Raw genomic sequence first — 25561 nt, forward strand, 5'->3', positions numbered from 1 at the left:
CCCACCACATGGTCCCGCCCTCCCTACGTCCGTCGTGCGTGCAGCAGCAGGATCGACGCGAGCGACGGTCTGGCGCAGGCCAGCCGGTCGAGGGGGCGCAGCGTGCGCGGTACGCCGTGGAAGGGGGCGCCCGCCAGCCGTACGACCTCGAAGCCGGACGCGGCGACGAACTCCCGCAGCGCACGGGCGGTGTAGAGCCGCAGATGCCCCACGACCTCCCGCCCCGGCCGCCCGTGGATCGCCCGCAGACTGACCTCGGAGAACACCGGCTGCACTCCGGCCAGCAGCAGGGCGCGGTTGTACCAGGCGGCCAGGTTCGGGGTGGAGAGCATGAGATGGCCGCCGGGGCGCAGCACGCGACGGATCTCGTCCAGGGCCGCGTCCGGGTCGACCAGATGCTCGATCACCTCGCTGAACAGCACGGCGTCGGCGGAGCCGGTCCGCAACGGCAGCCCGCCGCCGGTCAGTTCACCGCGGACGGCGTACGGGATCCGGGTGCGGGCCCGGCGCAGGGCGTCCTGGGACCAGTCGAGGCCGACGACGCGGTGGCCGGTGAGGTGGGGAGCGGCGGTCGCGGCGGCGCTGCCGTCGCCGCAGCCGATGTCGAGGATCGTGCAGGGGTGACCGGCCGCCGGTCCCAGGGCCTCGGCGAGCATGCGGGCCTGGCGGCGGCTGCGGGGGGTGCCGGAGGCGACCGGGACGGCGGGGTTCTCGTAGAAGTCGCGGAGGTCCTTGGGGGGTGGGGCGGTCGTCGTCACGGGGTCACCTCGGTGGTGTGCAGATAGTGCTCGAAGAGGTCCCGGAGGTGGGCGCCGTCGCCGTGGCCGAGCAGGGCCCGCGACCAGCGCAGGGCGAGATGGAGGCGGCCCGCGGTCGAGGCGGTGGTGACGGTCAGACCGCGCGGCATCCGGGCGGGCGCCGAGAACCACACGGCGTGCGCGCGGCCGGCCTCCTCACCGAAGTCCAGGGGGTACGGGATACGGCCGATGTTGCTGAGGAGGGTCGTGGACGTCCAGGGCGCGGCGGCCCTGCGCAGGCCCCGGGTGAGGGCGGCACGCCAGGAGACGGGGGTGACCGGGGCGGTGAGAAGGGCGGCTCCGTGGCCGAGTTGGGGGCGCGGGAGGGACTTCAGGGCGCGGGTTCTGGTGGCCGTGCGGTGCAGTAGAGCCGGCATGTCGGCGGGGGCGTGCGCCGCCAACTCCTGCGGTGTGAACGGAACTTCGACCAGCCGGGTGCCGTTGCCGATCGGCATGGTGGTGTCTCGGGGGCGGTCGTCCACGGGCATGGTGATGCGGAGGGGGCTGGGGTGTGCGCCGTGTTCCCTGTTCCAGTGGGCGATGGTCAGCGCCGTGGTGACCATGAGCTGGTCGTTGACCGTGTAGGGGGAGCCCTTGGGGCGGTGGGGGAGGGGGAACTCGGTGACGAGCAGGCCGTTGCCGGGGGAGGGCTCGGGGGTGCCGGGCGCCACCCGCGCGGGGCGGGACCAGTTGGAGGGCGCGTCCTGCGGGGGCGGGGGTGCCTCGGGGGTGGCGCGGACGGGGGGAGCGGCGGGGGAGTTGTCCTTGCCGCCGTAGAGCTCGGCGGCGGTGGCGAGGACGCGGAGGCAGGCGGGGCCGTCGAGGGCGGTGTGGTTGATGGTGAGGAACAGGACGGTCCCGTGTGCCCCGCCCGGCCGGACGGCAGTCGATCCGCCCCCGCGCCCCGCATCTGCCTCACCGACGGCGTCCGTGGCCTCGCTGCCCTCCACCGGCCCCGGCCCTTGCACCACCTCCAGCCTGATCGGCGGCGACAAGGACAACGGCGGCGCCTCGGTCAGCGCCCGGGTCCGCGCATCCCGCAACGCGTCCCGCCCCGGCACCGGAAAGCTCACCACCTCCACGTCCGGCTCCGCCGTCAGCTCCCACTCGTACCGGCGCCGGTACCACCGCCCCGGCGCCTCCCGCATGAGAATCCGGGGATGCCGGCGCAACGCCTCCACGAAGGCGGCACGCAGGCGCCCCTGGTCCAGCCGTCCCGGAAGATGCACCTCGATGTGAACCGTCTCCGGCTCCTCGTCCTGGAGACAGTGCCGGGCGACCTCGTCCACGACGGGGAACGGAACCCGCGCCGGAGGCCGAAGCGGCCCCCCGGCACGCGCGGGCTGCTGCAGTGCGGTCATATGGCCTCGTCCTTCCCCGTGTCCTCGCGACCGGTAGCCCGCAATCGCGGCGTGCGCGGATCGGGCTCCGGCCCACCGGGCCCCCGCGCGGAGACGGTCGGCCCGGAGACGGACTGAGCCCCGGGTGCCTCGCCGCCCAACGGACTACGCCCGCGCCCCCGAAGCGACGAGGCCCGCGCCGGCACCCCCGACCCGGCACCCCCGGATCCCGAAACGCCGGCCCCGGCGACTGGCGGCGGAACGACCCCGGAGCCAGACGCGCCGACGCCCGAGCCCGGCCCGCTCTGAACCGCCGGGCCACGCGTTTCTGGGTCGGCGGGGGATTTGGCGGGCGCTGCCGGGGGTCCGGGACTGGCGGCGAGTGCTCGTGGCTTCGCCGGGTGGTCCGGATTTCCTGACCCTTCCGGGGCGGCGGGGGATTTGGCGGGCGCTGGCGGGTTTCCGGGACTGGTGGCGAGTGTTCGTGGCTTCGCCGGGTGGTCCGGATTTCCTGGTCCTTCTGGGGCGGCCGGTGATTTGGCGGGCGCTGGCGGGCTTTCGGGGCTCGCCGCGAGCCCTCCTGTCTTCGTCGGGCTGTTCGGGTTCTCCGGGCTGGTTGTGAAGCTGCCCGAGGCTCCTGGCTTTCTCGGGCTGTTCGGGTCTTCCGGGTGGGTCGTGAAGCTGCCCGAGCCTCCTGGCTTTCTCGGGCTGCTCGGGTCTTCCGGGTGGGTCGTGAAGCTGCCCGAGGCTCCTGGTCTCGTCGGGTTGTTCGGGTTTCCCGAGTCGGCTGTGAAGCTGCCCGAGGCTCCTGGTCTCGTCGGGTTGTTCGGGTTTCCCGAGGCGGCCGTGAAGCCGCCCGATCCCCCCGGCCTCACCGGCCCGCCCGACCCTCCCGGCCCACCCGACCCCCCACTCGCCCCCGCAGACTCCCCCACCGCCACCACCCCGGCGAACAGCCCGACCAGTGCCAGCAGTTGAGCCGCTGGGCCGAAGGCGCCCTCTTCCGCCCCTACCGGCTCCCCGGCCCCGAGTGCCGCGGCGATCCCCGCCCCCGCCAGCGCCGTGAACGCGATCGGTACCAGCAGGGCGTGCTTGCGCCACGCCAGTACCGCGAGGGCCGGCACCAGCAGTGCGAACCAGCCGGCGATGAGCACGGCGATCACCGTCACGGCCACCGTGCCCAGCCACAGCCCCGGCGGCGGCGGGGTGGGCTGCGGCTCGTCGGGGTTCGGGGACCGTCGGCGCCACAGGGCCAGCCCGGCCAGCAGCGCGATGGCGACCGCGCTGCCGATCAGAGCGGCCTCGTAGGTCACCGCCGGTTCGTACGACAGCTCGACCGTGCCGCCGGCGCCCGCCGGGATCCGCCAGCCCTGCTGCCAGCCGTCCAGCCGGACCGGCGTCAGTTCCTCGCCGTTCAGCGTGGCGTGCCAGCCGTCGTTGAAGTTCTCGTAGGTCGTCAGGTAGCTCGCCGCGCCCGTGCCGACGGTCACCGTGCGCCGGTCGCCGAGCCAGTCCCGTATGCCCAGCTCACGCCCCGCGGCAGCGGCCTCGGCGACCGAGCCGCGTGTCAGCGTCACGGCGGTGACGGTGAGCGGTCCGGCGTCGCCGGCCTCGACCCGGTGGTCACCGGCGGAGAGCCGCAACCCGGCGTCGTCGCGCCCTTGCTGGCAGAGCGTCACAGCCACCTGCCGTCGCTCCACCAGATCCCTTACCGTCCCCCGCACGCCCGTCTGGAACAGCTTCCCGTCCACCGAGACCACCGGCCCCTTCCCGCACGGCAGCGAGAACGTCCGGGAGACCTTCGGCTGAGGGGTGCGGTACTGGTCGAGGGCCGGGACGTAGGCCTCCGTCAGGCCCACCGGCAGTTGCAGATCCTCGTCCACCATGGGGTTGTACAGGGTCAGCGGGGCCGTCTCGGTGATGGTGATGTCCAGCCGGTCGGTGGTGATCGGCGGGAAGCGGACGTTGCCGTTCTCGTCGACGCCCGCGACGGCCGCGCCGTCCGGAGAGCTGATGTGCACCTCGGTCGGACGGGTGGCCAGACCCCCGGCCGGCGCCAGCACGACCTCCCCGACCGCCTGCTTTCCGGGCCAGCGCAGATGGATCGTGGGGCGGTCGCCCGCGATCCACGCCGTGGTGAGGTCGCCGTCGGTGAGGTTGCGCGGCGACAGACCCGCCCCCAGCCGGGCCGTGGAGTCCGCGGTCGCGACGATCCGGTTCCGCTGGTCCGGCGCCACCTCGTACAGCAGCTCGTCCAGCGCCTCGCCGGCCACCGGCACCGCGCTCGCCCGCACCTCGTACGTCCCCGCCGTGGACGTGGCGAAGCGGCGGTGCAGTCCGGCCTCCGTGCCCGTCGGCGACAGCCCGGACGGGTCGGCCGCCCGGGACAGGGAGACGATCTCCGCGGCGGCCGGGGAGTCCCCGGCGTCGGTGGGCAGCCGCAGCAGCCGGGTCACCTGGACGTCCGGCAGTGCGATCTCGGAGAAGCCCGCCCCGGTCAGACCGGACCGCCGGGCGACGGAGTCGGTGATCGTCAGTTTCATCCAACTCGTCGCGCCCACAGGGGACTTGACGGTCTGCGTCGTCCCGTCCGGCCGGAGGAAACTGCTCACCGACCCCTTCTCCGTCTCCACCCGAACCCGCGTCACCGCCTCCCGCACACCCTCCTGCGGCAGCGGCGTGACCTTGAACGACGACGGCATGTCATACGACCCACCCGCGAAGGCGATCCGCAGCCACTCCCCGTCCGGCGACCCCTCCGAGCCCTCGGCCCATGCCGTGTCCGGGTTGCCGTCGAAGGCGTTCACCGGGTCGAACTGCGGGAGATGGAAGAGCCAGCTGCCGTACGAGGACGCCGTCACCGAGCGCGCGCCGCGCAGCTCGGCCACCGTCTGGTGACCGAGGCCCGTGGTGGGCAGGATCTGGTGCGGTTGCTCGCCGGCGTCCTGGGCGGCGTCGGGCGCGTTGCGCTCGTCGCGGGTGTATGTGTACGACGTGTTGGCGTTGACCAGGCCGAACCGGGTGTCCGCACGCCGCAGCCCGTCCCCGACCACCCGCACCCGCGGCGAGCCGAGCCCGGGATGGTTGTCGCCGGTCAGCACACTCGCCCTGCCGCGCAGTTCGGACGCCGGCGGCAGCAGCGCCTCCGGTCCGCCGGAGACGACGGCCGTGTCGGCGACCGGCTGGAGTCCGGCCTGGTGCGGGCGCGGCACGTCCTCACCGGCCGGCCGGTAGATCTCCACCGCCCGCTGCCGGGGATACAACCCCTCCACCGCGAGGGGGGTGCCGGGCGCGATCCGGCCGCCGGTCATGACCGGCCCGATGCCGGTCACCCGCTCGTACCCGGACTGTTCGAGGGTCCGTTTCACCGTCGTGGTCGGGACGGAGCCGATCTGGTCGGGATCGAGGTCGTTGCGGACGACGACGTAATGGATCCCCGCCCGGCTCAGGTAGTCGGCGAGCCCCGGCACTTCACCGCCGCTCGTCAGCGCCTGCTCGACGGCGTCCATCGCGCGCCGGTTGCCGGGGGTGCCGAAGGGCACGTAGTCCCGCTGCGCCCAGCGCGAGTCGGCGACCACGTCCAGCGGCTGGTCGATGGTCGAACCCCAGGAGTAGATGCCGTGCGCGGTGGCCGGTACGACGAGGACGCGGGCGTCGGGGGAGTACTTCTCCATCCAGTCGGCCGTGGTCTGCCAGTACTTGGGGATCTCCTTGAAGGAACCCGGGCTGAGGATCGAGCCGTTGAGGTACGGCCACATCAGTCCCGGCAGCACCAGCACGGCCGCGACCAGCGGCGCGAACCGCCGCCCCCACACCGGCCGCGCCCCGCGCGCCTCGGCCGCCACGCCCGCCAGATGGGCGAGCCCCAGCACCAGCGCCAGGGCGAGCCCCGTCTGGAACTTGTAGATGTTCCGGAAGGGCACGAGCCCGCCGTCCAGCCAGTCCTGCACGACCCCGTGGAAGGGCGCCCCGAAGGCCCCGCCGTACCCGGCGAGCAGGATCAGCGCGACCGTCACCACGGTCAGCACCAGCCAGCGCCGCTCCGGCATGTCCCGCCGGGCCAGCCCCGCGAGCCCGAGCCCGGCGGCGAGCGCCGAGCAGACGATCACGACGGCGGACGAGGCGACGGTCCAGCCGGCCGGCAGCCAGGCGTCACCGAAGTGCAGATAGGCGACCCAGTTCCCGGCGCCGCGCAGCGCCTCGGTCGCCGCCATGGTCTCGGTGGTGGTCTGCGAACTCTCCACGTACGGAAGGAAGTTCTCGCCGTAGGCGCCGAGCAGCAGCAGCGGGATCACCCACCAGGCGGTCGCCAGGATCACGCCCGGCACCCACCACGCGATCAGCTTCCGTTGCCGTGGACCGGGCGGCCGGGAGAGGAGATACAGCCCCACGGGGAGCAGCGAGGCCAGGGTCGAGGCCGCGTTGACGCCGCCCATGAAGGGGATGATCAACGCCGACCGCAGCGCGGCGACCCGGGCGGTGTACCGCTCATCGGTCAACGGCAGCAGCACCCACGGCAGAAACGCCCCCGGCAGCGCGGCGGCGGACGTGGATCCCACGACGATGGTGAAAACGGGCCACAGCGCATAGGCGACCGCCGCCACCAGCCGCGACCCCCCGCTCCCCACCCGCAGCCGCTCGGCCAGCCGCAGCGCACCCCAGAAGGCGACGGACACGATCAGCGACAGCCACAGCCGCTCCGCGAGCCACACCGGCAGCCGTACGACATCGGCCAGCCAGTAGAACGGCAGCATCGGCCACAGATAGCCCGCGTACTGGTCCTGGATCCCGCCGAAGCCGCTCTCGTCGTGCCACAACTGCCCGAGATCGGCGAGGAACTGCCCCGGATCGACGGTCACACCGAGCTTGGTGTCGAAGGTCTGCCGCCCCGGTTGCACCGCCAGGAGCAGCACGAACACCACGGCCCAGAACCCCAGCAGCCAGCGCCTCGACCGGGGGCCCTCCGGCGGACCCGAGGCGGGCGCGGAGGTGGGCACGGCTGCCGGGGGAGGAGCCTGGACCGTGGTCGTCGTCATGGTGGACACCGCCGGAGGATGAGGAGGAGGTTCCAGGTGGCGAACTCGCGGATGCCGGGCACCTTCACGACGGTCTCCGCGAGGAACGGCCAGTAGCGGGAGCGCGCCGAGACGATCTCCACGTCGTCGCGGGCGCGGACCTGCCGCAGGGTGGTGCCGATGTGCACGGCGAACAGGTTCTCGCCGAGGGTGTGCTTGGCAGCCTGCCCGGTACGGCGCCGGTGGCGCGCGCGGGCCCGCTCGGCACCGAAGTAGTGCCAGGGGGCCCACTCATGGCCGCCCCAGGGGGACAGCCAATTGGTGAACGACACATAGATCAGCCCACCGGGCCGGGTCACCCGCGCCAGCTCACTGAGAAAGGTCCCCGGATCGGCCACATGCTCCAGCACATTGGAGGAGAAGGTGACATCGGCGACCCCGTCGCGCAGGGGCAGCAGATACCCGTCGGCGACGACGGCCCCTTCGGGAGGCTTCTCGCCGAGTTCGCCGATGTCCGGCTCGAAGAGATAGGCGTATGCACCGCGCCGCCGAAACTCCTCGGTGAAGTACCCGCCGCCACCACCGACGTCCACGACGGTACGCCCGGCGACGGCCCCGTCGTAGGCCTCGACTTGATCGGCTGCGTCGCGGGCGAGAAGCGAGTAGCAGGCTTCGGGATCGTCCTGCTCATGCAGGAAGGCCCGGAAGAGGGCGAGGGATCGCCGGAAGGAGGGGTCCTTGATGGTTCCGGGCTGGGGAACGCCCCGCCAGGGGCGCGGGGCTGTCATCGATGTGCGGCTACCGCCGCGTGGGCGCGACCAGCCACCACGAGCCCGCACTCGCGAGACGGCCCAACCTCTACGGCGTATAGGCGCCATGGCCTCTCACCGCCTCACCGGCGACCGCCAGGAACTGCCTCACCGTCCGATCCCACCGATACCGCGCCGCCCGATCACGAGCCGCCTTGCCCATCAGCTCCCGGCGATGTCCCGACAGGGCAAGCGTGCACCAGGCAGCCGCGAACGACGACTCCCCCCGCGCCAGCACCCCCGTCTCCCCGTCCACGACGGAGTCCCGCAGCCCGGGCACGTCAAAGCCGATGGTCGGCGTCTCCCGGGTCGCGGCCTCGGTGACGACGAGCCCCCACCCCTCGATCGCGGACGGATGCAGCAACAGCCATGCCGCACACAGCAGCCGATGCTTCTCCGCCTCGGAGACGTGCCCCGTGAACTCGACGCCGGGACCGGCGAGCGCCTCCAACCTCCCGCGCTCGGGCCCGTCCCCGACGATGAGAAGCCGGCCGCCGGTGACCGGCCGCACCCGCTCCCACAACCGCAGCAGCAGATCGATCCGCTTGTACTCGACAAGCCGTCCGACGGCCACGAACAGGGGCTCGGGGGAACGGTCGCCCAGGGGCCCGGGCTCCTCGACTCCGTTGTGCACCACTCGGATACGGTCCCGCTCGACGCCGATCGCCCGCAGCGCATGCGCCGTGGACGGAGACACGGCGACCAGCAGGCTCCGCTGCTGCGCACCGGTCAACGCCCAGTGCTCGAGTCTTCGGCCGAGCCGAGCGGCAGGCGCCATCGCGCCGCCGAAACGCATCTGCCACAGATCGGTGTGCACATGGTTGACCAGGCACAACGTAGGACCGCGATGCCACACGGGGGCGAAGTACGGCATCCCGTTGCAGACCTCGACCAGCAGATCGCAGTCACCGACCTGACGGGCGAAGGCGGAGCGTGCGCGCAGGTAGTGGCCGTACGAGCCGCCCGCCGAGACGACCCGGTAGTCGCGGTAGGAGGCCGGGCCACCGCACAGCAGGGTGACCTGGTGGCCGAGTTGGGTGAGGCCGTCGGCGAGGCGGTCGACCAGCAGCTCGGAGCCGCCGGCGGAACGGTTGCCCAGGTCACGATGGGCGAGAAAAACGATTCGGCGCGGATGTGGGGGGAGCGCCGGAGAGTGCTGCGACGCCCAGGGGAGATCGGCGCGCAGCGGGGAGGGCACGTGCTGGGGCATGGGTGCTCCAACTCGTCTCAGGGTGCGGAACTCAGTGTGGGGGAGGGAGGGTTTGGCTTCCTGTGGGGGTAAGCGAGGGTTCTCGGGCGCCTTACGGTCGTTGTGCGCGGGGTGTGGACAGGCTGTGTCCGGGTGGGGTTGGACAGTTTTCGCCCAGCGGTTCGCCACGGCTACTCACCGACATGACAATTTCCGGCTTTGTTAGAGCTGACGTCACGTCACATTGTGAGTGAGGGCTGGGGCATCTCGACCGTACCGGGAGCTTCCGGCCGCTTACGCCCACGTGCCACCAAAACGACGCCCACCACCGCAAGGACGAATCCCGCCCCTGCCGCCCCGATCGGCAACGTCTCGCCCACCAGCCGCAGTTGATCGGAGTCCCGCCGCGCCTGGCGCACGGCCTCCTTCTGTGTGGCCGTGGTGAACGCGATCTTCTCGCTGTCCAGCAGCACCGCCGCGTCCTTCTCGCCGCCGGGCGCCCGCAGGGTGCGGCGCGGACCCGTCCGGGCGTAGATCACCCGGCCGGTGCGCTGGTCCACGACCAGCTTGAAGCCATGGTTGGAGTACCACTCCTCGGCCAGCACCTGCGGGCGGTTCGGCTGGTCGACGAGCCGGCCGGGGACGAGCCGGGTGCCGACCTTGCGGGGCGCGACCTCGGCGGTGAACCGGTAACCCGGGTAGCCCTGGATCTTCTCGGTGCCGTCGTACCGCATGGTGACCGTCGTTCCGCCGCTGTTGTCCCACCACTGGTAGGAGCGCTTTTGCACGTCGAACGGGAACTTCAGATAGGCCTCGCCCTCGATGTACGGCTTCTCGCCGCAGCAGTGCACCGGCCTCGTGGTCTTCCGGTCCATCACCCAGCGGTGCGGGGTGAAGTCCAGCGCGTCGTGCGGGTCGGCGGCCGGCAGGGACTTGTCGGTGTCGACGGTGGTGATCACGTCCCAGACGGCGTTGCCGCTGCGCTCGCTCTCCGCCACGTCGCCCCGCACCCGCTGGGTGACGGTGATCGTCTGGTCCGGCACGGTCTCGATCTTCTCGGTGTCGAAGACACTGCCAGTGCCTTTGTAAACGGCTGTGGTGTCGATGTCGATCGGGTTCACGGCCGCGCGCGGTGTCACGTACCAGGCCAGCATCGGCGCCAGTACCAGCAGAAACGTGCCGAGACCCAGCAGGATCAACGAGACAGGTGAGGCTGTACGGCGCATCCGGCACTCCTGGGGGGATTGACGCATGGTCGGTGCACGGTGGGTGCACGGTCGTTGCCTGGCCGTTCTTGGGCCGGGAACCGTAGGCGTCTCTTGACGGAGTGTCAATGTCTTGACGGGCTGTCCGGGCTTGTCGAGACTGGGCCCGACAGGCAGGGGTCGGGACCGGGCTTACGACGCCGGGTGGGGACGACTCCCGGGGCCTTTGGGCTTCCGGGACCTCCGGACAGAGAGGCTGACCCTGCGATGTCCAGACTGCTCGCCGCCACGCTGACCGTCACGCTCGCCGCCGTGCTCGCGGTGGGTGCCGCGCTCGGCGTCGTCGCGCTGCTGGAGGCGACGCCCGACCAGCCGAACACCCCCTTGATCACCTACGAGCAAGCGGGCCAGGGGAGTTGACCGTGACCGCCACCCCCTCCACGGCGGCCCCCGCCGCCGTGACCCGCTCGGCCTGGCGCGACGTACCCCGCTACCAGGTCCGCCGTTTCGCGGAGCTGGCCATGGCGGACGCCCCGGCCCTCGCCGAGCAGATCCTGCGCGAGATCCAGCGCGAGTACCCCCATCTGCCCGTCGTCCTCGACGAGTCGGGCGAGCCGATGGCCCTGGTCGGCATCCGGCGTGCGATCGAGGTCTTCGTCGAGCACCTGGAGAAGTCGGAGGGCCGCCCGACCGTCCCACCGGGCGTCTTCCAGGACTTCGGCCGGGGCGAGGGCCTGAACGGCAGATCGCTCGACTCCCTCCAGGCGATCTACCGGATGGGCGTACGGCTTGCCTGGCGCCGGTTCGCCGAGATCGGCCAGCGCGTCGAGATTCCGCCGCCCGCGATGTACGAGCTGGTGGACGCGGGCTACGAGTACCTCGACGGCCTCGTCGACCAGTCGGTGCGCGGCTACGCCGAGGCGGCGGCACGGCAGGCGGGCGAGCGGCTGCGCCTCCAACGCCGCCTGATGGAACTGCTGCTGGCCGAGCACCACCGGGGCGACCCGGCCGACGCCCTGTCGGAGCGCGCGGCCCGGATCGGCTGGCCGCTGCCCGAGAAGGTCGCGGTGGGTGTGCTGCTGCGCCCGGCGCGGGAGGCGCTGGCCCCGGCCGTCGGACAGGGAGTGCTGCTCGATCTTGAGTACGAGCAGCCGCGCATGGTCGTGCCCGAGCCGGACGCCGCCGGCCGGCCCGAGCTGCTGCACCGGGCGCTGTGCGGCTGGTCCGGGGCGATCGGCCCGCCGGTCCCCCTCGCCGACGCGGCGAAGTCGCTGCGCTGGGCCGAGGCCGCCGTACATCTGATGGAACGGCGGCTGCTGCCCGCCGGCGAGGTCCTGTACTGCACCGAGCACACGGAGGCGCTGGTGCTGCTGCAGCCCGAGGAGCTCATCGACGACCTGGCGGTGCGGTGTCTGGCGCCGTTGGAGCAGTGCGGGCCGACGCACGGGCGGCGACTGGCGGAGACGTTACTGGCGTGGCTGGAGACCAGGGGCGGGGCGCCGGAGGTGGCGGCCCGCCTGGGGGTGCATCCCCAGACGGTCCGCTATCGGCTGCGCCAGATCCGGGAGCTGTGGGGCGAGGAGATGGACGACCCGGACCGGCGGTTCGAGCTGGAGCTGGTGCTGCGGGCGCAGCGGCTGCGGGGTGGGCTGGGCGGAACGCGGCGCTGAGGCTGCCCGGTGCGTGCCGGGGGCCACTTGTGCGGGGCGGCCGGAGCGCGCATCGTGGCCGTATGCCCGACAACCCGGAGTTGCACCTCTGGCTCCAGCCCGTCAAAGGCGAACCGCTGACCGTGCGGACCCGGGACTTCGCGACCCTGGACTCGGCGGTCGTGGCCCTGAACGAAGCCTTCGACGAGAGCCGCACCCTGCGCTTCGAACTGACCGCGCCCGACGACGCGGAGAACGGCTTCGCGCTGGTCAACTTCGCCCAAGTGGTGGCGGTGAAGGTGTGGCCCGGGGCGGGGAAGGGGGCGGACGACGGGCAGTACCTGTAGGGCACCGGTCAGGCCGTCTGACGGGCCGGCTGGGCGTTGTCGACCCGCCGGCGGGGGGACGCGGCGCGCAGCCTGCGCCCCCGCTTCGTCAGGCCCCAGGGCTTGAGGACCGAGATCACCGTCATGAAGACGTACGCGGACAGCGACACGATCGGCCCGAACAGGACGTCACCGGCGTCGGGCAGCGGCCCGCCCGCGGCTACGGCGGCGACCGCGGAGTTCACCCCGGGGCGCAGGGCGAAGACGGTGGCGGTGGTCGTGGCGAGGGTCATCCAGAACTTGACGTAGACCCAGCGGTGCCGCGCCAGACCCCACTGCGTGCCCAGCGCCAGCACGACCCCGCTGACCAGCGTGAGGAACGCCACCGGCAGCAGCAGCCAGTCGGCGAACAGCTTCATCGCCCGCACTGACGCCTCCACGGTCACCGCGGACCCGGTGCCGGCCGCGGTGATCCCGAGCGCGAGCAGCCCGAGCGTGAGCCCGACCCAGCTCGCGGAGGCGACGACATGGACGACGAGAGCGGCCCGGCGGGCGGGGCGGCTGAGTTTCCTGGAGGATGCGGAGGCGGTGGCGGTCGCGGAAGTTGTGGAAGACATGGACACCACGGTGCCGGGCGCGAGCGGCGAGCACGTCTGACGGCGGGAGTAACCCCGTGTACTGGCGTCGGCGTACCCGCCGCGACCCCGCCTGCTCCCTCCCCGAGAACCAGGCGAGAACCAGAGGAGACCCCGATGCGCCAACCGGCCCCCCACTCCGCCCTGCGCAAGCTGGACGTCTTCGTCGGCGAGTGGGACCTGTGGGCCGCCGACCACACCGTCGGCCCCATCCGGACGGAGTTCGCCTGGCTGGAGAACGGCGCCTTCCTCGTCCAGCGCGCGGACATCGGCCCCGAGACCGCCCTCCCCGGCGAGTGGGGCCCGCACGCCCCCTTCCCCACCGTCGCCCTGATCGGCTACGACGACACGGCCGACGAGTTCACCGTCCTGTACGCCGACGGCCGATCCGTCGCCCGCGTCTACCGAGGCACCATGACCGACCGCACCTGGCACCAGTGGCGCGCCGCCCCCGGCTTCCACCAACGCCTCACCGTCACCGCCGCCCCGGACGGCACGACGATCGAGGGCCGCTGGGAGCAGTCACCCGACGGAGAGCTGTGGACGACGGATTTCGATGTGACGTATGTGCGGACGGAACAGCGGCACAGTTGACGAAGCCGACTGCCCTAGGCGCTGGCGGGCTCCTTCGCCGCCGCTCGTGTCGGTGCGGGGCGGTCCAGGTGCACCGCCACCGTCGTGTAGAAGCGGTGCACGGCGTCGTCCACGCTGCGGATGAAGCCGGACTCGGCGTTGCCCCGGGTGCTTCCCATGCCCTTGAAGAGAGTCAGGCGGAAGCCGGTGATGGAGGTGGCGGTGTTCTTCGGGAGCAGATCCCCCGGCTCGGGGCGAAGGCGTTCCAGGGTGCCGCGAGGGCCTCCGGTGTCCCCTTCGACCAGGGTCTCCACATGGAGGTCGGCCGGTGCCTCGGCGAGGCGGCGGACAAGGCGTTTGACCCAGGTGAGCGGGTAGCCCTGCTCGGGGGCCGGGATCTGCAGCGACGTGCGGAGCTTGCCGGTGCGTAGATCGGCGCTGACGGACAGGATCCCGGGGGTGCCCTCGATACGGAGCTCCGCCTGAAGTCTGCCGTCCAGGCACAGCTGGTCGGCGAGACGTGCCCTCCGGACTCCGGGGTCGGTGCCACGCTTGGCGCGCTGGACGGGGAGGACCTTCTGGCCGAGCTCGCCGCCCAGGCGCAGGCACACCTGGCGGATGAGACGCTCCCAGCTCTCGACGACCTCCAGGGCCCGCGGGTCGCCCTGGCACAGGGTCTCGTCATCGATGCCGTTGCGAACGGGGACCCAGGCCGAACCCATGTTCTGGAAGCCGTGGCAACCGGAGTTCTCGTGCTGGAGGTAGTGCAGCAGCTCCTGAAGCAGCCAGGCGTGTGAGGCGTCCCCGACCCCCTCGTGGCGGATCAACATCTGTGCCTGGTGGGCGACTTCGGCCCACGACAGATGCCACATGGCCACCTTGTGCTTCCTGCGTCCGTCGATCTTGACGTCGACGAGCGGGCTGCCCTCCAACGCGACGTCGTTCGACAGCGTGATCACTGCCTCGTAGCCGCGCCGCGCGGCGATGTCCATGTACGCCTGGACCTGGTCGGCCTTGAGGGAGTTGCCGTTGGTCTTGGTCTCCACCAGGGCCGTCCACAGCTTGCCTGCTCGCTCCACGCGGATCACCCCGTCGGGACGGCGGGGTGTGTCGCCGTGCGGCAGCGAGACCTCGGTGAACGTCTCCATACGGCCCGCCGGCGCACCGAAGGCGGCCGTGAGCCGCCTGCCGAACTCGGGTACCTGCGCCATCACCGACAGCAGCACCGAGGTGGCCCGCATCTCCCGGTCGCGGTCGCTCTTGAGGACGGAAACCGGGAAGAGCCTGGCCTCCCTCCAGGACTCGTTCTCCGCCAGCGACTTCCTGGTCGCCTTGGGCAGGGTGACCTTCTTCTTGGCCGTACGTGGCCGTGCCGCCGGAGTCGGCGCCCGCTTCGTCGGCCCGGTCTCGGCGGCGTCCGGACTGCGGGGAGCCGGGACCGCCTCCAGCGTCGGGGCCGGAGCGGCCGGCTCTGTCGGCTGCGGCTGATCGCTGCCGCTCGCCGAGCCAGACTCCTCCACCACGGACCGTGCTTCCTCCTCGACGGGAGCGTCGGACTCGGCCAGCGCCTCCGCCTCCGCCTCGGTCGCGTCGTCGTCGATGTCGACCCCGAAGTCCGTCGCCATCCCGGCCAGACCGCTTTCGTAGCCTTGGCCGACGGCACGGAACTTCCAGTCCTGCCCGCGCCGGTACAACTCCCCGAAGATGATCGCGCTCACCGCGTCGACGTCGTCGATGGCGAATCGCAGGAGGCTCTCGCCAGCCGCGTCGGCCAGCCTCACCTGCACGTTCTCCAGGTCTCCGAAGCGGGCTTCGCCGTACCGGCTCGCGGCCACCACGACCCGCTCGACCTCGGGCGGGACCGCCGTCAGATCGAAGCAGATCCGGTCCTCGTTGCCGTCCTCCGTCGGCGTCTTCCCCAGGAGTTGCACACTGCCGTCGGCGGCCACCGGGTTGTTGTAGAAGTAGAAGTCGGCGTCACTGCGGACCTTGCCGTTCTCGTCCAGCAGCAGAACCGACACGTCGGCGTCGCCCTCACCGGTCGGGCTGATCCAGCCCAGGCTGACAATCACCGTGCCGACGTCCTCGCTGAGGGCCGTCAGCGACACGTTCGAGCCCTTGGTCATTTCGCGCACAGAATCCCCCCATATCACTCACCTGGGGGCACGCCTGAGCCGTCACCCCGGGTGCCTCCCCGTGCAGCAGATTGTGACGTGCCGCACGCGGGCAACGGTACTGGCCATACAGCGAGTCCGAGGACCTTTCGGGCTGGTCCGCGCACGGCCATTGCCGGGGTAAACGGAATTTGAGTAGCCTGTGTTCGTTATTCCGATCGGCTGTTGAAATATCGAACGCAGCCTCACTGACACCCAAGGGAGGGGGCCGGACGTGGGACGCCTCGTACCAGCCGTGACCCGGGCTCTCGACATCCTCGAGCTCTTCCTCGACGGGGACGGTACGCTCTCCGCCCCCGACATAGTGCGCAAGCTCCAGCTGCCGCGCACCACCGTGCACGAGCTGGTCACCACTCTGGCCGCCCGGTCGTACATCGTCCAGGTGCCCGGTCAGCCCGGACGGTACCGTCTGGGCGTACGGCCGTACCAGCTCGGCAGCCGGTACGCCGAGCAGCTCGACCTCGCGGCCGAGGGGCAGCAGGTCGCGCGGTCCGTCGCGGAGACCTGTGACGAGACCGTGCATGTGGCGATCCTCGAGGGCACGGACGTCATCTACATCGCCAAGGTCGACTCGACGCACGCCGTGCGGATGGTGTCCGCCGCCGGTCGCCGGCTGCCCGCCCACTGCACGTCCGTCGGCAAGATGCTGCTGGCCTCCCTTCCCGAGCCGGAGCTCGGCTCCCGGATTCCGGACGGGGCCGAGCTGGTGGCCATGACACCCAACAGCATCACCGAGCCCGGCGCTCTGCGCGAGGCCCTCGCCGAGATCCGGCAACGGGGGATCGCCGTCGAGAGCCGGGAGTCCAACCCGGACGTGTCGTGTGTGGCCGCGCCCGTACGGGACCGCACCGGGCAGGTCGTCGCCGCCCTCTCCATCTCCGTCCCCATGATCCGCTGGAGCGACGAGCGCCGCGCCGAGTTGGAGCAGCTCGCCGCCAAGGGGGCCACCGAACTGTCGGAGCGTCTCGGCCACCGGAGCGTGGCGTGACGGCGAGCTATGAGGTCGCGGTCCGGGCGGAGGCCCAGCTCGGCGAAGGGCCGACCTGGGACGCGGACGGCGGGCGGCTGCTGTGGATCGACATCCTGGGGGCCCGGGTGCATTCCTACGACCCCGTCTCCGGGCGGCGGAGCGTCCGTACCGTCGACCAGCACATCGGCGCCGTCAAACCCCGCGTCGGCGGCGGGCTCGTCCTCAACCTCCGGGACGGGGTGGGGCTGCTCGACCCGGACGACACCTTCCGCTGGCTGCACCACGAGGCCGTCCCCGGCCGCCGCGCCAACGACGCCGCCGTCGCCCCCGACGGCTCCCTGTGGGCGGGCACCATGCGCTACGACGAGGCCCCGGGCGGCGGCACCCTCTCCCGGTTCACCGGTGACGGGTCGGCCGACGTCGTGCTCGACGACGTCGCGGTCAGCAACGGCACGGGGTGGAGCCCGGACGGCAGCCTCATGTACTACATCGACTCGCCGACGCGGCGCGTCGACGTCTTCGACCATGTGGACGGCACGGTCGCCGACCGGCGGCCCTTCGCCGAGATCGAGGACGGCGCCGGCTTCCCCGACGGGCTGACCGTGGACGCCGAGGGCTGTGTGTGGGTGGCGCTGTGGGACGGCTCGGCGGTACGGCGTTACACACCGCGCGGGGAGCTGGACCGGGTGATCGAGCTTCCGGTGCCCCGGGTGACGGCGTGCGCCTTCGCCGGCCCCGACCTGACCGACCTGTACATCACGACGGCCCGTACGGGACTGGCGTCGCCGCCTCCGCTGTCGGGCTCCCTGCTCGTCGTACCCGGCGCGGGCAAGGGGCTGGCGCTGCCGGCCTTCAACGGCTGAGCCGCGCTACGGCAATCCCGCCGCCTTCAGCTCCTGCGCCGTCAACGGCGGCCCGCTCAACGCCGGCTTGAGCGGGCCGACCAGCGCCGCCAGCGCGACGGACGGCGTCAGCAGCACCTGCGCCCCCCGCTCCAACGACGTCACATCCGTCACTCGCCGAGCGATCCGCCCGTTCCCGGTGGCGGTGTACAGCAGCCGGCCCACGTACGCTGCCACCAGCCGGTCGCGCACAGTGGGGCCGTCCGCGGTCGCCCCGGGATAGAAGACATCCATCCCGAGGGCCAGATCCCACGCCGCCGACGCCGGCCGCGCCACCGCCCGCTGGATCCGGCGGGCCAGACCGGCCGATCCCCAGCCGTGCCGCCGTACCGTGTCGCGCAGGGCGAGCGCGCCCTGGGCGGCGACGGACATGCCGTGCCCGTAGATCGGGTTGAGTGCGCACAGCGCGTCCCCGAGTACGGCGAAGTTGTCGGGCCAGGCCGGCATCCGCTCGTAGTGGTGGCGCCGGTTGGCGGTCGTCCGCGTGTACGCCACGTCGGTCAACGGCTCGGCGTGCGCGAGCAGTTCGGCGATGACGGGGTGCCGCAGCCGCTCACGGGCGTACGGCAGGAAGTCGTCGGCCCCGGTGGGGGGTTCGCCGCCCCGGGAGCCGAACAGCGTGACGAGCCACCGCCCGTCCTCGATGGGCTGGAGCACGCCCCCGCACCCGGGCTTCCCGGCCCGCGGGTCCGGCTGGACGTTGACGACCGGGAACCCTTCACGCGCCGCCTCCGGCGCCCGGAACACCCGACTCGCGTACGCCACCCCGGAGTCGACCTCACGCCGCTGGACCGCCGGCAGCCCGAGCCCCGTCAGCCAGCCCGCCGCACGCGAGCCGCGTCCCGTGGCGTCGACGACCAGATCGGCCGTGAGGATCCGCTCGGCAGCCGCGGCGGACGGGGAAGACGACACTGCGGCACCGTCGTGGGCGCGGATCCTGACGCCTCGCACGGCCGCGTCCGTACCGATCAGCCCGAGCACCTCGGTCCCCTGGAGCAGCTCGACGCGTTCGTCGGCGAGGACGGCCGCCCGAATCGTCGCGTCCAGCAGGTCCCGGCCGCACAGCAGCATGTGGTGCGACTCGGCCCACCGCCGGAACCAGCCGTACGGCGACAGCGCCACGATGTCCGTGGTCACCGGCAGCCGGTGCGCCCCCGCGCCCTGCAGCCGTCCGACGATGCCGGGCAACAGCTCCTCCAGGGCGCGCGCCCCGCCCGACCACAGCTGGTGGACGTGCCGGGCCTGCGGCAGGCCCTTGCGCGGTTCGGGCCCGGTCGGCAGTACGTCGCGTTCCACCACGGTGACGTGGTCGGCGACGTCGGCCAGCGCGCGGGCGGCGAGCATGCCGGAGAGGGAGCCGCCGAGTACGACGGCGGTGGTGGGACGGTCAGTCATGTACGGGCACGTTTCCTGCTGGGGCGGCCGTGAGGGCACGGACCGCTTCGATCTCTTCGGGGTGGCGGAGGGCTCGGGAGACGGCCCCGATCTCCTGGAGGAGGTCCGCGGTGTCGGGGTGGCCCCTGCCGCCCTCGTCCGGGGCCCGGCTCCTGCGGTGGGCGGCGTCCTGGATGGTCACGGCGGCGGCCAGCGCCTTCGCACGGCCGGGCGTGAAGCCGAGGCCGAGCGCGGCGTCGTACGACCGCGTGTGCAGCTCCTCGTCGATGTGCCGGGCCAGCGGCAGCAGGACGTCCCGGATGAAGGTCTCGCGCCGGATCAGCCGCAGCTCGGGCGACGAGCGCCAGACGAACGGCACGCCGTAGCCGTTGACGGACCGCATCAGCAGATACAGGGGCCGCAGTTGGTGGTGGGCGAGGCGGACCCGCCAGCGGTCGTGCAGGTACTGGCCGGCGTGCGGGAGGATGAATCCCACCGCGATCAGGATGGCGGACAGACAGGCGACCGGCGGCGCCAGATCGGTGCTGAGCCAGTCCAGGTCGTTGCCGGTCCAGCGGCTGACGACGGCGGTCAGCTTGGCCGCGTCGAAGATGAGGTTGAGGGCGTAGCCGACGCCCAGGCACACCAGCCCCCAGCGCAGCCAGGCGTCCAGGCCGTCCGTGCGCACCCAGTTCCAGATCAGCCGGGAGGTGATGAGGACGGCGGTGCAGTGCGCGAGCAGATAGAGGAGCGTCTCCTCGCGCATGAACGGCGTGTTGGCGTAGTACGTGTCCAGGTCCCGCACCCGCTCCACGGGCGCGTCGGCCAGGGCGAAGAGCACCCAGAGCGCCACGATCACACCCGCGTACGCGCAGATGACGAGGCGCATCGCGCGGCGGGTCTCGGCGCTGCGGTCGGACAGGCCGTTGCGCCAGGCGATGATCAGCAGCAGACAGGAGCCGCAGAACGCGGTGAGCAGGGAGTACACCAGGGGCGCCGCGCTGTTCGGGACGCCCGTGACACGGTTGACCCAGGCGATCGTCGACGGGGCCGCGAAGACGAACACGGCACAGGCGAGCAGCAGCAGGCCGCCGACCGCGCGCAGCAGCGGGTCCCGCCAGAGCCGGATGATGGTGGGCAGCTTGATCGCGAGCGCGGCGGTCAGTACGACGGTGGGGATCCAGAACGAGATGTACACCTCGCCGAGGACGCTGGAGGGGTCCTGTGCCAGCCCGGTGCTCACCGTGTCGCCCTCCCGCTCCCGCGATAGCCCAGCGAACGCTGTAGCGGGCCGAGCGGCGCGTTCGAGCCCTGCCGGGACAGCAGCGGCCGGAAGGCGGCGGCCAGCCGGTGCCCGAAGTCGTCGGCCTCGGCCTCGTCCCGCTCCCGGGAGCCGGTGCGCGCGGCCACCGCGAGGGCCGTGTCCCGCCAGCCGGACGTGCCCGCGAGGGCGTGCGCGGCAGCCGTGCCGTCCGTGTGGTGGTGGCCGTGCCCGGCGTGCAGATGCCACAACTCATGGCCCAGGACGACCAGTCGCTGCACCGCCTCGGCCCGCTCCTCGACGATGACCAGGTCGAAGTCCTGGAACTCCACCCACAGCCCGGTCACTTCGATCTCGTCAGGAAACCGCTCGAACCGCAGCTCCACGGGCCGCCCGCCGCGCCGCGCGCTCATCTCCGCGCACAGGGCGTGGCACAACTCGCCGACGTCTTTCGGGGGGTGGGGTCTGGCACGCACGGCCGCGCTCAGATCGGAGGCCAGGTCGCGCATCGCGGAAGCGGTGTGAGAACGCCGCAGCCGTAGCACCGAAGCGACCCGGGCCGCCCTCTCGCGCGCGCCCGCGATGTCCATCGCACCCCCTGTTCCTCCGCCGCTCGGCGGGCCGTTCGAGCCTACGCGGCCCAAAGTGTCCGCGTCATGTGATCCGGCGACCGTTGTTCAACCGGGAACGACCGCGTAGCCATCGGGAACGACCGCCGTGTTTCACCGGGCCGACGGTCACCGCACGGAATTCGTGCACAGGGCATTGACTAGAAAGCGCTTCCACCCTACGGTCCCGTTCGAAGTTACGGGCGCAATTCGATATGTCGAACAAAGTCGAACAGTAAGGGCAGGCAATGGGACGACCTGACCTGAATCGCAGGCAACTTCTGGCCACCGCGGGCGGATTGGCGGTGGCCGGCAGCTTCGGCTTCGCGGCACTGGGCACCGGCGCCGACGCGCTCGCCTCCAGCGCCGACACCCGGGTGCGCTACTGGAACCTGTTCAGCGGCGGCGACGGCTCCAACATGATCGCGATGCTGGACGCCTTCCGGCAGGCGCACCCCGGCATCGACGTCAAGAACTCCACCCTCCAGTGGGGCAACCCCTTCTACACCAAGCTCGCCATGGCCGCCGCCGGCAACCGCGCCCCCGACCTCGGCGTGATGCACCTCGGCCGCGTCACCGGCTTCTCACCCGGCCGTCTCCTCGACCCCTGGGACGTCGAACTGCTCGCCGAGTACGGCGTACGCGAACAGGACCCTCGCCTTCCTGCTGGCGATGCTCGCCCACCACATCGAGCGCGTCACATGGCTGTGGCGCCTGTGCTTCTTCGCGCCCTTCCTCCTGCCCTCCACCGTCGCCGGCAACCTGTGGCAGTGGCTGTTCAACCCCGGCACGGGAATGATCAACCATGTCTTCGGCATCGAGACCGCGTGGCTGACCGACAAGTCGTACGCCATGCTCGCCATCGTCATCACCACCCTGTGGTGGACGGTCGGCTTCAGCTTCCTGCTCTACCTCGCCGCGCTCCAGTCCATCCCCGGCCATCTCTACGAGGCGGCCAAGCTCGACGGCGCCAACGCCTGGCACCGCATGGTCCACATCACCCTGCCGATGCTGCGCAACATCACCGGCCTTGTCATCACCCTCCAGATCCTGGCCTCGCTCCAGGTCTTCGACCAGGCGGTCGTGATGATGGACTTCGGCCCCGGACCGGAGAACGCCACCCGCACCTTCGTGCAGTACACCCTCGAAGAGGGCTTCACCAGCTACCGCGTGGGCTACGCCTCCGCGATCTCCCTCATCTTCTTCGTGCTCATCGCGGTCGTCGCCCTCGCGAGGATGCGGCTGCTGCGCAACCGTGAGGAGGGCGCCGCCCGATGACCACCAAGGCGTGGACACCCAGCCAGATCGTGCTCACCCTCCTCGGTACGGCCGTCTCGGTCGTCTTCCTCGCGCCCTTCGCCTGGGGCCTGTTCACCTCGCTGAAGTCCGAGACCGAGGCGGTGGAAGTGCCCCCGCACTGGCTGCCGAGGGACTGGACGGGCCAGGCGTGGACGGCCCTGTTCGAGACCGGCAACATCACCGACTGGTTCGTGAACTCCCTGGTCGTCTCGGTGTGCGTGACGTCCGTGGTGCTGTTCGTGGCCGCCCTCGCCGGATACGGCTTCGCCCGCACGGAGTTCCGCGGCAAGGGCGTTCTCGTGGGCGTCGTCATGGCGGGCCTGATGATCTCCCCTGCGGTCCTCGGCGTACCCCTGTTCACCACGGTCCAGCAGATGGGGATGGTCGACACGTACTGGGGCATGATCCTGCCGCAGTGCGCGCCAGCGGCGATGGTCTACATCCTCTACAAGTTCTTCCAGGGCGTCCCGCGCGAGCTGGAGGAGGCCGCGTTCATCGACGGCGCGGGCCGCTGGCGGGTGTTCTTCACGATCGTCGTCCCGCTGGCCCGCCCCTCCCTGGCTGCGGTCGGCATCTTCACCTTCATCGCCTCCTGGAACAACTTCCTGTGGCCCTACATGGTGACCAACAACCCCGACCTGATGACCATGCCGAACGGCATCGCGACCGTCATGAACTCCTACGGCATCCAGTGGGCCCAGCTGATGGCCGGCGGTCTGATGGCGGGCCTGCCCCTGATCGTCGTCTTCGTCTTCTTCCAGCGGCAGATCGTGGCGGGCGTGGCCCACACGGGCCTGGCGGGTCAGTAGGGCCCGCAGCCGCCAATGACTCGGAACCACCCCCTTCGAAAGGCGAACATGCACACCGCCCGCTTCACCCTCGACCCCGCCTTCACGATCGGCCAGGTCAACCCCCGGCTCTTCGGCAGCTTCGTCGAACACCTCGGCCGCTGCGTCTACACCGGCATCTTCGAACCCGACCACCCCACAGCCGACGACAAGGGCCTGCGCCAGGACGTCCTCGACCTGGTCCGCGAACTCGGTGTCACAGCCATCCGCTACCCCGGCGGCAACTTCGTGTCGGGCTACAAGTGGGAGGATTCCGTCGGCCCGGCAGCGGAGCGCCCCCGCCGCCTCGACCTCGCCTGGCACTCGACGGAGTCCAATCGCTTCGGCCTCTCCGAGTACATCGACTTCCTCCGCAAGATCGGCCCCCAGGCCGAACCCATGATGGCCGTCAACCTCGGCACCCGCGGTGTCGCGGAGGCCCTCGAACTCCAGGAGTACGCCAACCACCCCGCGGGCACGGCCCTGTCCGACCTCCGTGTCACCCACGGCGACAAGGACCCCTTCGGCATCAGGCTCTGGTGCCTGGGCAACGAGATGGACGGCCCCTGGCAGACCGGCCACAAGACCGCCGAGGAGTACGGCAGGGTCGCCGCCGAGACGGCCCGCGCCATGCGCCAGATCGACCCGCGGATCGAACTCGTGGCGTGCGGCTCCTCCGGCCAGTCCATGCCCACGTTCGCCGAGTGGGAGGCGACGGTCCTCAAGGAGACGTACGACCTGGTCGACCACATCTCCCTGCACGCCTACTACGAGCCGCACGACGGCGATGTCGACTCCTTCCTCGCCTCGGCCGTCGACATGGAGTCCTTCATCGAGAACGTCGTCGCGACCTGCGACCACGTCGGCGCCCGTCTGAAATCCAAGAAGAAGATCAACCTCTCCTTCGACGAGTGGAACGTCTGGTACCTCTCCCGCTGGGATGAACACGCCGAGGCCCACGACCCGGAGGACTGGCCGGAGGCACCCCGGCTGCTGGAGGACAACTACAGCGTCCTGGACGCCGTCGTCTTCGGCTCGCTCCTCATCGCGCTGCTGCGGCATGCCGACCGTGTCACCGTCGCCTGCCTCGCTCAGCTCGTGAACGTCATCGCCCCGATCATGACCGAGCCGGGCGGCCCGGCGTGGCGGCAGACGACCTTCTTCCCCTTCGCCCAGGCGTCCAGGTACGGCCGCGGCCAGGTCCTGGACGTCCGGGTCGACTCCCCGACGTACGAGACGAAGAAGTACGGCGAGGCCGACCTCCTGCACGCCACCGCCGTACGCGCCGACGACGGCTCGGTCACCGTCTTCGCCGTCAACCGCGGCCGCAGCGAAGCCCTCCCGCTCGACATCTCCCTGAACGGCCTCGACCTCACCCGGGTCGTCGAGCACAGCGCCCTCGCGGACGCCGACCCGGACGCCCGCAACACCCTCGACGACCCCGAGCGGGTCACCCCGCACCGGGTCGAGGGCACCGCGCTGAAGGACGGACACCTCACCGCCGTACTGGAACCGCTGTCCTGGAACGTGATCCGGCTGAGCTGACCGAGCCGGGTTGATGTGTGAATGATCCCGCCGCCTGTGTACGAGTGGTCGGTGAGCGTCACATCCGTGTGCACCTGCATATGGACGTGTACCGCTCGGGCCTCCGAGGCCATCACGCGAAGGGAGTCAGGAGTGAATCCGGGGGACGGCATGATGTGCGGCTGTGAATGACCTGATCCTGCTCCGCTCAACCGGCCGGTAAATGGCTGGAGTTGGCTGCTGGCGGTCATGCGCATGACTCCTACGATGCGTACGCCTTCGGCCTTCACAGGAACCTCACTGTTTCTTCAAATTCTCAACGAAGAGTCGGTGAGGCCGACTTGGGGCCGCAGGCGCAGCCACCCCCCTCCCCAAGGAGAGATCCATGGCACGTGGACTCCTGCGCCTCCTGCTGAGCGGCGGCGCGCTCGCCGCCCTCCTCACCACCGCGCTGCCCGCGCAAGCGTCGCCGTTCGACAGCCCGCCGCCGGACAAGATCGTCATCAAGGTCGCCACGGTGAACGGCTCCGGCTGTCCCCAGGGCACCACGGCGGTCGCCGTCTCCGAGGACAACACCGCCTTCACCGTGACCTACAGCGACTACCTCGCTCAGGTCGGCGGCAACTCCGACCCGACGGCGTTCCGCAAGAACTGCCAGCTCAGCCTGGTCGTGCACGTCCCCGGCGGTTTCACGTACGCCATCGCCAGCGCCGACTACCGCGGCTTCGCCGCCCTCCAGTCCGGCGCGAGCGCCATGCAGAGAGCCTCGTACTACTTCCAGGGCTCACCGAACACGCAGTACCGCAACCACCCGTACAGCGGCCCCCTCAACGACAACTGGCAGGCCACCGACGAGACCGACTGGGCCCAACTGATCTGGGCGCCCTGCGGTAAGCAGCGCAACTTCAACATCAACACCGAGCTGAGGGTGAACCTCGGCTCGTCCTCGCCGAGCAAGGTCAGCTTCATGACCATGGACTCGACCGACGGCGACATCAGCACCGTGTACCACCTGGCGTGGAAGGAGTGCCCGGGCAAGTAGCGCACACCTCGGGCCGCGTCCGCCGAACGAAGCGGGCGCGGC

The 25561-nt window shown here is 71.3% G+C and carries 20 protein-coding genes and 2 pseudogenes; 11 read left to right on the plus strand and 11 right to left on the minus strand.

The features are described 5' to 3' along the window. Window positions 1-23 precede the first annotated feature (23 nt). The 6 genes from ACZ7NC_RS22875 to pgfA form a co-directional block, all read right to left on the minus strand. Window positions 24-758, minus strand: coding sequence for a class I SAM-dependent methyltransferase (locus ACZ7NC_RS22875; RefSeq protein ID WP_471490774.1), 735 nt, complete (start codon window positions 756-758; stop codon window positions 24-26). Further along, complete coding sequence (locus tag ACZ7NC_RS22880; RefSeq protein ID WP_471490775.1) at window positions 755-2158, minus strand: condensation protein; 1404 nt, start codon at window positions 2156-2158, stop codon at window positions 755-757. Before ACZ7NC_RS22880 ends, ACZ7NC_RS22875 begins: the two co-directional genes overlap by 4 nt. Then, complete coding sequence (locus ACZ7NC_RS22885; RefSeq protein ID WP_471490777.1) at window positions 2155-7173, minus strand: alpha-(1->3)-arabinofuranosyltransferase domain-containing protein; 5019 nt, start codon at window positions 7171-7173, stop codon at window positions 2155-2157. Before ACZ7NC_RS22885 ends, ACZ7NC_RS22880 begins: the two co-directional genes overlap by 4 nt. Then, entirely contained in the window at window positions 7170-7940 is a 771-nt protein-coding gene (locus tag ACZ7NC_RS22890) for a class I SAM-dependent methyltransferase (protein ID WP_471490779.1), read from the minus strand. Before ACZ7NC_RS22890 ends, ACZ7NC_RS22885 begins: the two co-directional genes overlap by 4 nt. Before the next feature lie 70 nt (window positions 7941-8010). Further along, window positions 8011-9171, minus strand: a complete 1161-nt coding sequence (locus ACZ7NC_RS22895; protein WP_471490780.1) for a glycosyltransferase family 4 protein — start codon at window positions 9169-9171, stop codon at window positions 8011-8013. A 218-nt stretch (window positions 9172-9389) separates the two neighbouring features. After that, window positions 9390-10376 (minus strand): cell envelope lipid trafficking protein PgfA, encoded by a 987-nt coding sequence (gene pgfA, locus ACZ7NC_RS22900; protein WP_471490782.1) that lies wholly within the window; start codon window positions 10374-10376, stop codon window positions 9390-9392. Window positions 10377-10622: 246 nt separating this feature from the next. Here pgfA and ACZ7NC_RS22905 point away from each other — a divergent pair, with 246 nt between their 5' ends. The 3 genes from ACZ7NC_RS22905 (at window position 10623) to ACZ7NC_RS22915 (ending at window position 12351) form a co-directional block, all read left to right on the plus strand. After that, complete coding sequence (locus tag ACZ7NC_RS22905) at window positions 10623-10775, plus strand: hypothetical protein (protein WP_471490783.1); 153 nt, start codon at window positions 10623-10625, stop codon at window positions 10773-10775. 2 nt (window positions 10776-10777) lie between these two features. Beyond that, window positions 10778-12025, plus strand: coding sequence for a PucR family transcriptional regulator (locus ACZ7NC_RS22910; RefSeq protein WP_471490785.1), 1248 nt, complete (start codon window positions 10778-10780; stop codon window positions 12023-12025). A 62-nt stretch (window positions 12026-12087) separates the two neighbouring features. Next, a complete protein-coding gene (locus ACZ7NC_RS22915) occupies window positions 12088-12351 on the plus strand; it encodes a hypothetical protein (protein WP_471490786.1) in 264 nt (87 codons plus the stop codon). An 8-nt stretch (window positions 12352-12359) separates the two neighbouring features. On the opposite strand, the gene ACZ7NC_RS22920 is transcribed toward ACZ7NC_RS22915, so the two are convergent. Beyond that, a complete protein-coding gene (locus tag ACZ7NC_RS22920) occupies window positions 12360-12947 on the minus strand; it encodes a DUF2269 domain-containing protein (RefSeq protein ID WP_471490787.1) in 588 nt (195 codons plus the stop codon). Window positions 12948-13082: 135 nt separating this feature from the next. Between ACZ7NC_RS22920 and ACZ7NC_RS22925 the strand changes: the two genes are divergently transcribed. Continuing rightward, window positions 13083-13559, plus strand: a complete 477-nt coding sequence (locus ACZ7NC_RS22925; RefSeq protein WP_471490789.1) for a hypothetical protein — start codon at window positions 13083-13085, stop codon at window positions 13557-13559. A 14-nt stretch (window positions 13560-13573) separates the two neighbouring features. Here ACZ7NC_RS22925 and ACZ7NC_RS22930 read toward each other — a convergent pair whose 3' ends face one another. Further along, complete coding sequence (locus ACZ7NC_RS22930) at window positions 13574-15664, minus strand: TerD family protein (protein ID WP_471490791.1); 2091 nt, start codon at window positions 15662-15664, stop codon at window positions 13574-13576. Window positions 15665-15926: 262 nt separating this feature from the next. Between ACZ7NC_RS22930 and ACZ7NC_RS22935 the strand changes: the two genes are divergently transcribed. Together ACZ7NC_RS22935 and ACZ7NC_RS22940 are read left to right on the plus strand one after the other, a co-directional pair. Continuing rightward, window positions 15927-16700 carry an IclR family transcriptional regulator gene (locus ACZ7NC_RS22935; protein WP_471490792.1) on the plus strand — a complete coding sequence of 258 codons (774 nt, stop codon included), beginning with the start codon at window positions 15927-15929 and terminating at the stop codon, window positions 16698-16700. Further along, window positions 16697-17545, plus strand: a complete 849-nt coding sequence (locus ACZ7NC_RS22940) for an SMP-30/gluconolactonase/LRE family protein (RefSeq protein WP_471490794.1) — start codon at window positions 16697-16699, stop codon at window positions 17543-17545. The genes ACZ7NC_RS22935 and ACZ7NC_RS22940 overlap by 4 nt, the downstream gene beginning before the upstream one ends. 6 nt (window positions 17546-17551) lie before the next feature. On the opposite strand, the gene ACZ7NC_RS22945 is transcribed toward ACZ7NC_RS22940, so the two are convergent. Genes ACZ7NC_RS22945 through ACZ7NC_RS22955 form a run of 3 tightly spaced genes read right to left on the minus strand, consistent with a single transcriptional unit; the run spans window position 17552 to window position 20809 of the window. Beyond that, window positions 17552-18979, minus strand: coding sequence for an FAD-dependent oxidoreductase (locus ACZ7NC_RS22945; RefSeq protein ID WP_471490796.1), 1428 nt, complete (start codon window positions 18977-18979; stop codon window positions 17552-17554). After that, window positions 18972-20201, minus strand: coding sequence for an MAB_1171c family putative transporter (locus ACZ7NC_RS22950; RefSeq protein WP_471490797.1), 1230 nt, complete (start codon window positions 20199-20201; stop codon window positions 18972-18974). The genes ACZ7NC_RS22945 and ACZ7NC_RS22950 overlap by 8 nt, the downstream gene beginning before the upstream one ends. After that, entirely contained in the window at window positions 20198-20809 is a 612-nt protein-coding gene (locus tag ACZ7NC_RS22955; RefSeq protein ID WP_471490799.1) for a toxin-antitoxin system, toxin component family protein, read from the minus strand. Before ACZ7NC_RS22955 ends, ACZ7NC_RS22950 begins: the two co-directional genes overlap by 4 nt. Window positions 20810-21075: 266 nt before the next feature. On the opposite strand from ACZ7NC_RS22955, the pseudogene ACZ7NC_RS22960 reads away from it, so the two are divergent. The 5 genes and pseudogenes from ACZ7NC_RS22960 to ACZ7NC_RS22980 form a co-directional block, all read left to right on the plus strand. Next, window positions 21076-21480 (plus strand): annotated as a pseudogene (locus tag ACZ7NC_RS22960) (extracellular solute-binding protein); the annotation flags it as partial. 1 nt (window position 21481) lies between these two features. After that, window positions 21482-22105, plus strand: a pseudogene (locus ACZ7NC_RS22965) (carbohydrate ABC transporter permease); the annotation flags it as partial. Next, complete coding sequence (locus tag ACZ7NC_RS22970) at window positions 22102-22935, plus strand: carbohydrate ABC transporter permease (RefSeq protein ID WP_471490801.1); 834 nt, start codon at window positions 22102-22104, stop codon at window positions 22933-22935. The pseudogene ACZ7NC_RS22965 and the gene ACZ7NC_RS22970, both read left to right, overlap by 4 nt. A 48-nt stretch (window positions 22936-22983) precedes the next feature. Beyond that, window positions 22984-24498: an arabinosylfuranosidase ArfA gene (arfA, locus tag ACZ7NC_RS22975; RefSeq protein WP_471490802.1), complete on the plus strand. Its 1515-nt coding sequence runs from the start codon at window positions 22984-22986 to the stop codon at window positions 24496-24498. Between the two features lie 364 nt (window positions 24499-24862). After that, complete coding sequence (locus tag ACZ7NC_RS22980) at window positions 24863-25519, plus strand: DUF4360 domain-containing protein (protein ID WP_471490803.1); 657 nt, start codon at window positions 24863-24865, stop codon at window positions 25517-25519. Window positions 25520-25561 lie beyond the last annotated feature (42 nt).

It is taken from the genome of Streptomyces sp. NPDC111802 (genome assembly GCF_055634335.1).

Excerpts from the sequence above, each read along its gene's own strand:
- ACZ7NC_RS22880 (WP_471490775.1), bottom strand. The coding sequence starts at position 2,158 with ATGACCGCACTGCAGCAGCCCGCGCGTGCCGGGGGGCCGCTTCGGCCT.
- ACZ7NC_RS22885 (WP_471490777.1), bottom strand. The coding sequence starts at position 7,173 with ATGACGACGACCACGGTCCAGGCTCCTCCCCCGGCAGCCGTGCCCACC.
- ACZ7NC_RS22890 (WP_471490779.1), bottom strand. The coding sequence starts at position 7,940 with ATGACAGCCCCGCGCCCCTGGCGGGGCGTTCCCCAGCCCGGAACCATC.
- ACZ7NC_RS22895 (WP_471490780.1), bottom strand. The coding sequence starts at position 9,171 with ATGCCCCAGCACGTGCCCTCCCCGCTGCGCGCCGATCTCCCCTGGGCG.
- pgfA (WP_471490782.1), bottom strand. The coding sequence starts at position 10,376 with ATGCGCCGTACAGCCTCACCTGTCTCGTTGATCCTGCTGGGTCTCGGC.
- ACZ7NC_RS22905 (WP_471490783.1), top strand. The coding sequence starts at position 10,623 with ATGTCCAGACTGCTCGCCGCCACGCTGACCGTCACGCTCGCCGCCGTG.
- ACZ7NC_RS22915 (WP_471490786.1), top strand. The coding sequence starts at position 12,088 with ATGCCCGACAACCCGGAGTTGCACCTCTGGCTCCAGCCCGTCAAAGGC.
- ACZ7NC_RS22920 (WP_471490787.1), bottom strand. The coding sequence starts at position 12,947 with ATGTCTTCCACAACTTCCGCGACCGCCACCGCCTCCGCATCCTCCAGG.
- ACZ7NC_RS22925 (WP_471490789.1), top strand. The coding sequence starts at position 13,083 with ATGCGCCAACCGGCCCCCCACTCCGCCCTGCGCAAGCTGGACGTCTTC.
- ACZ7NC_RS22930 (WP_471490791.1), bottom strand. The coding sequence starts at position 15,664 with ATGACCAAGGGCTCGAACGTGTCGCTGACGGCCCTCAGCGAGGACGTC.
- ACZ7NC_RS22945 (WP_471490796.1), bottom strand. The coding sequence starts at position 18,979 with ATGACTGACCGTCCCACCACCGCCGTCGTACTCGGCGGCTCCCTCTCC.
- ACZ7NC_RS22955 (WP_471490799.1), bottom strand. The coding sequence starts at position 20,809 with ATGGACATCGCGGGCGCGCGCGAGAGGGCGGCCCGGGTCGCTTCGGTG.
- ACZ7NC_RS22970 (WP_471490801.1), top strand. The coding sequence starts at position 22,102 with ATGACCACCAAGGCGTGGACACCCAGCCAGATCGTGCTCACCCTCCTC.
- arfA (WP_471490802.1), top strand. The coding sequence starts at position 22,984 with ATGCACACCGCCCGCTTCACCCTCGACCCCGCCTTCACGATCGGCCAG.
- ACZ7NC_RS22980 (WP_471490803.1), top strand. The coding sequence starts at position 24,863 with ATGGCACGTGGACTCCTGCGCCTCCTGCTGAGCGGCGGCGCGCTCGCC.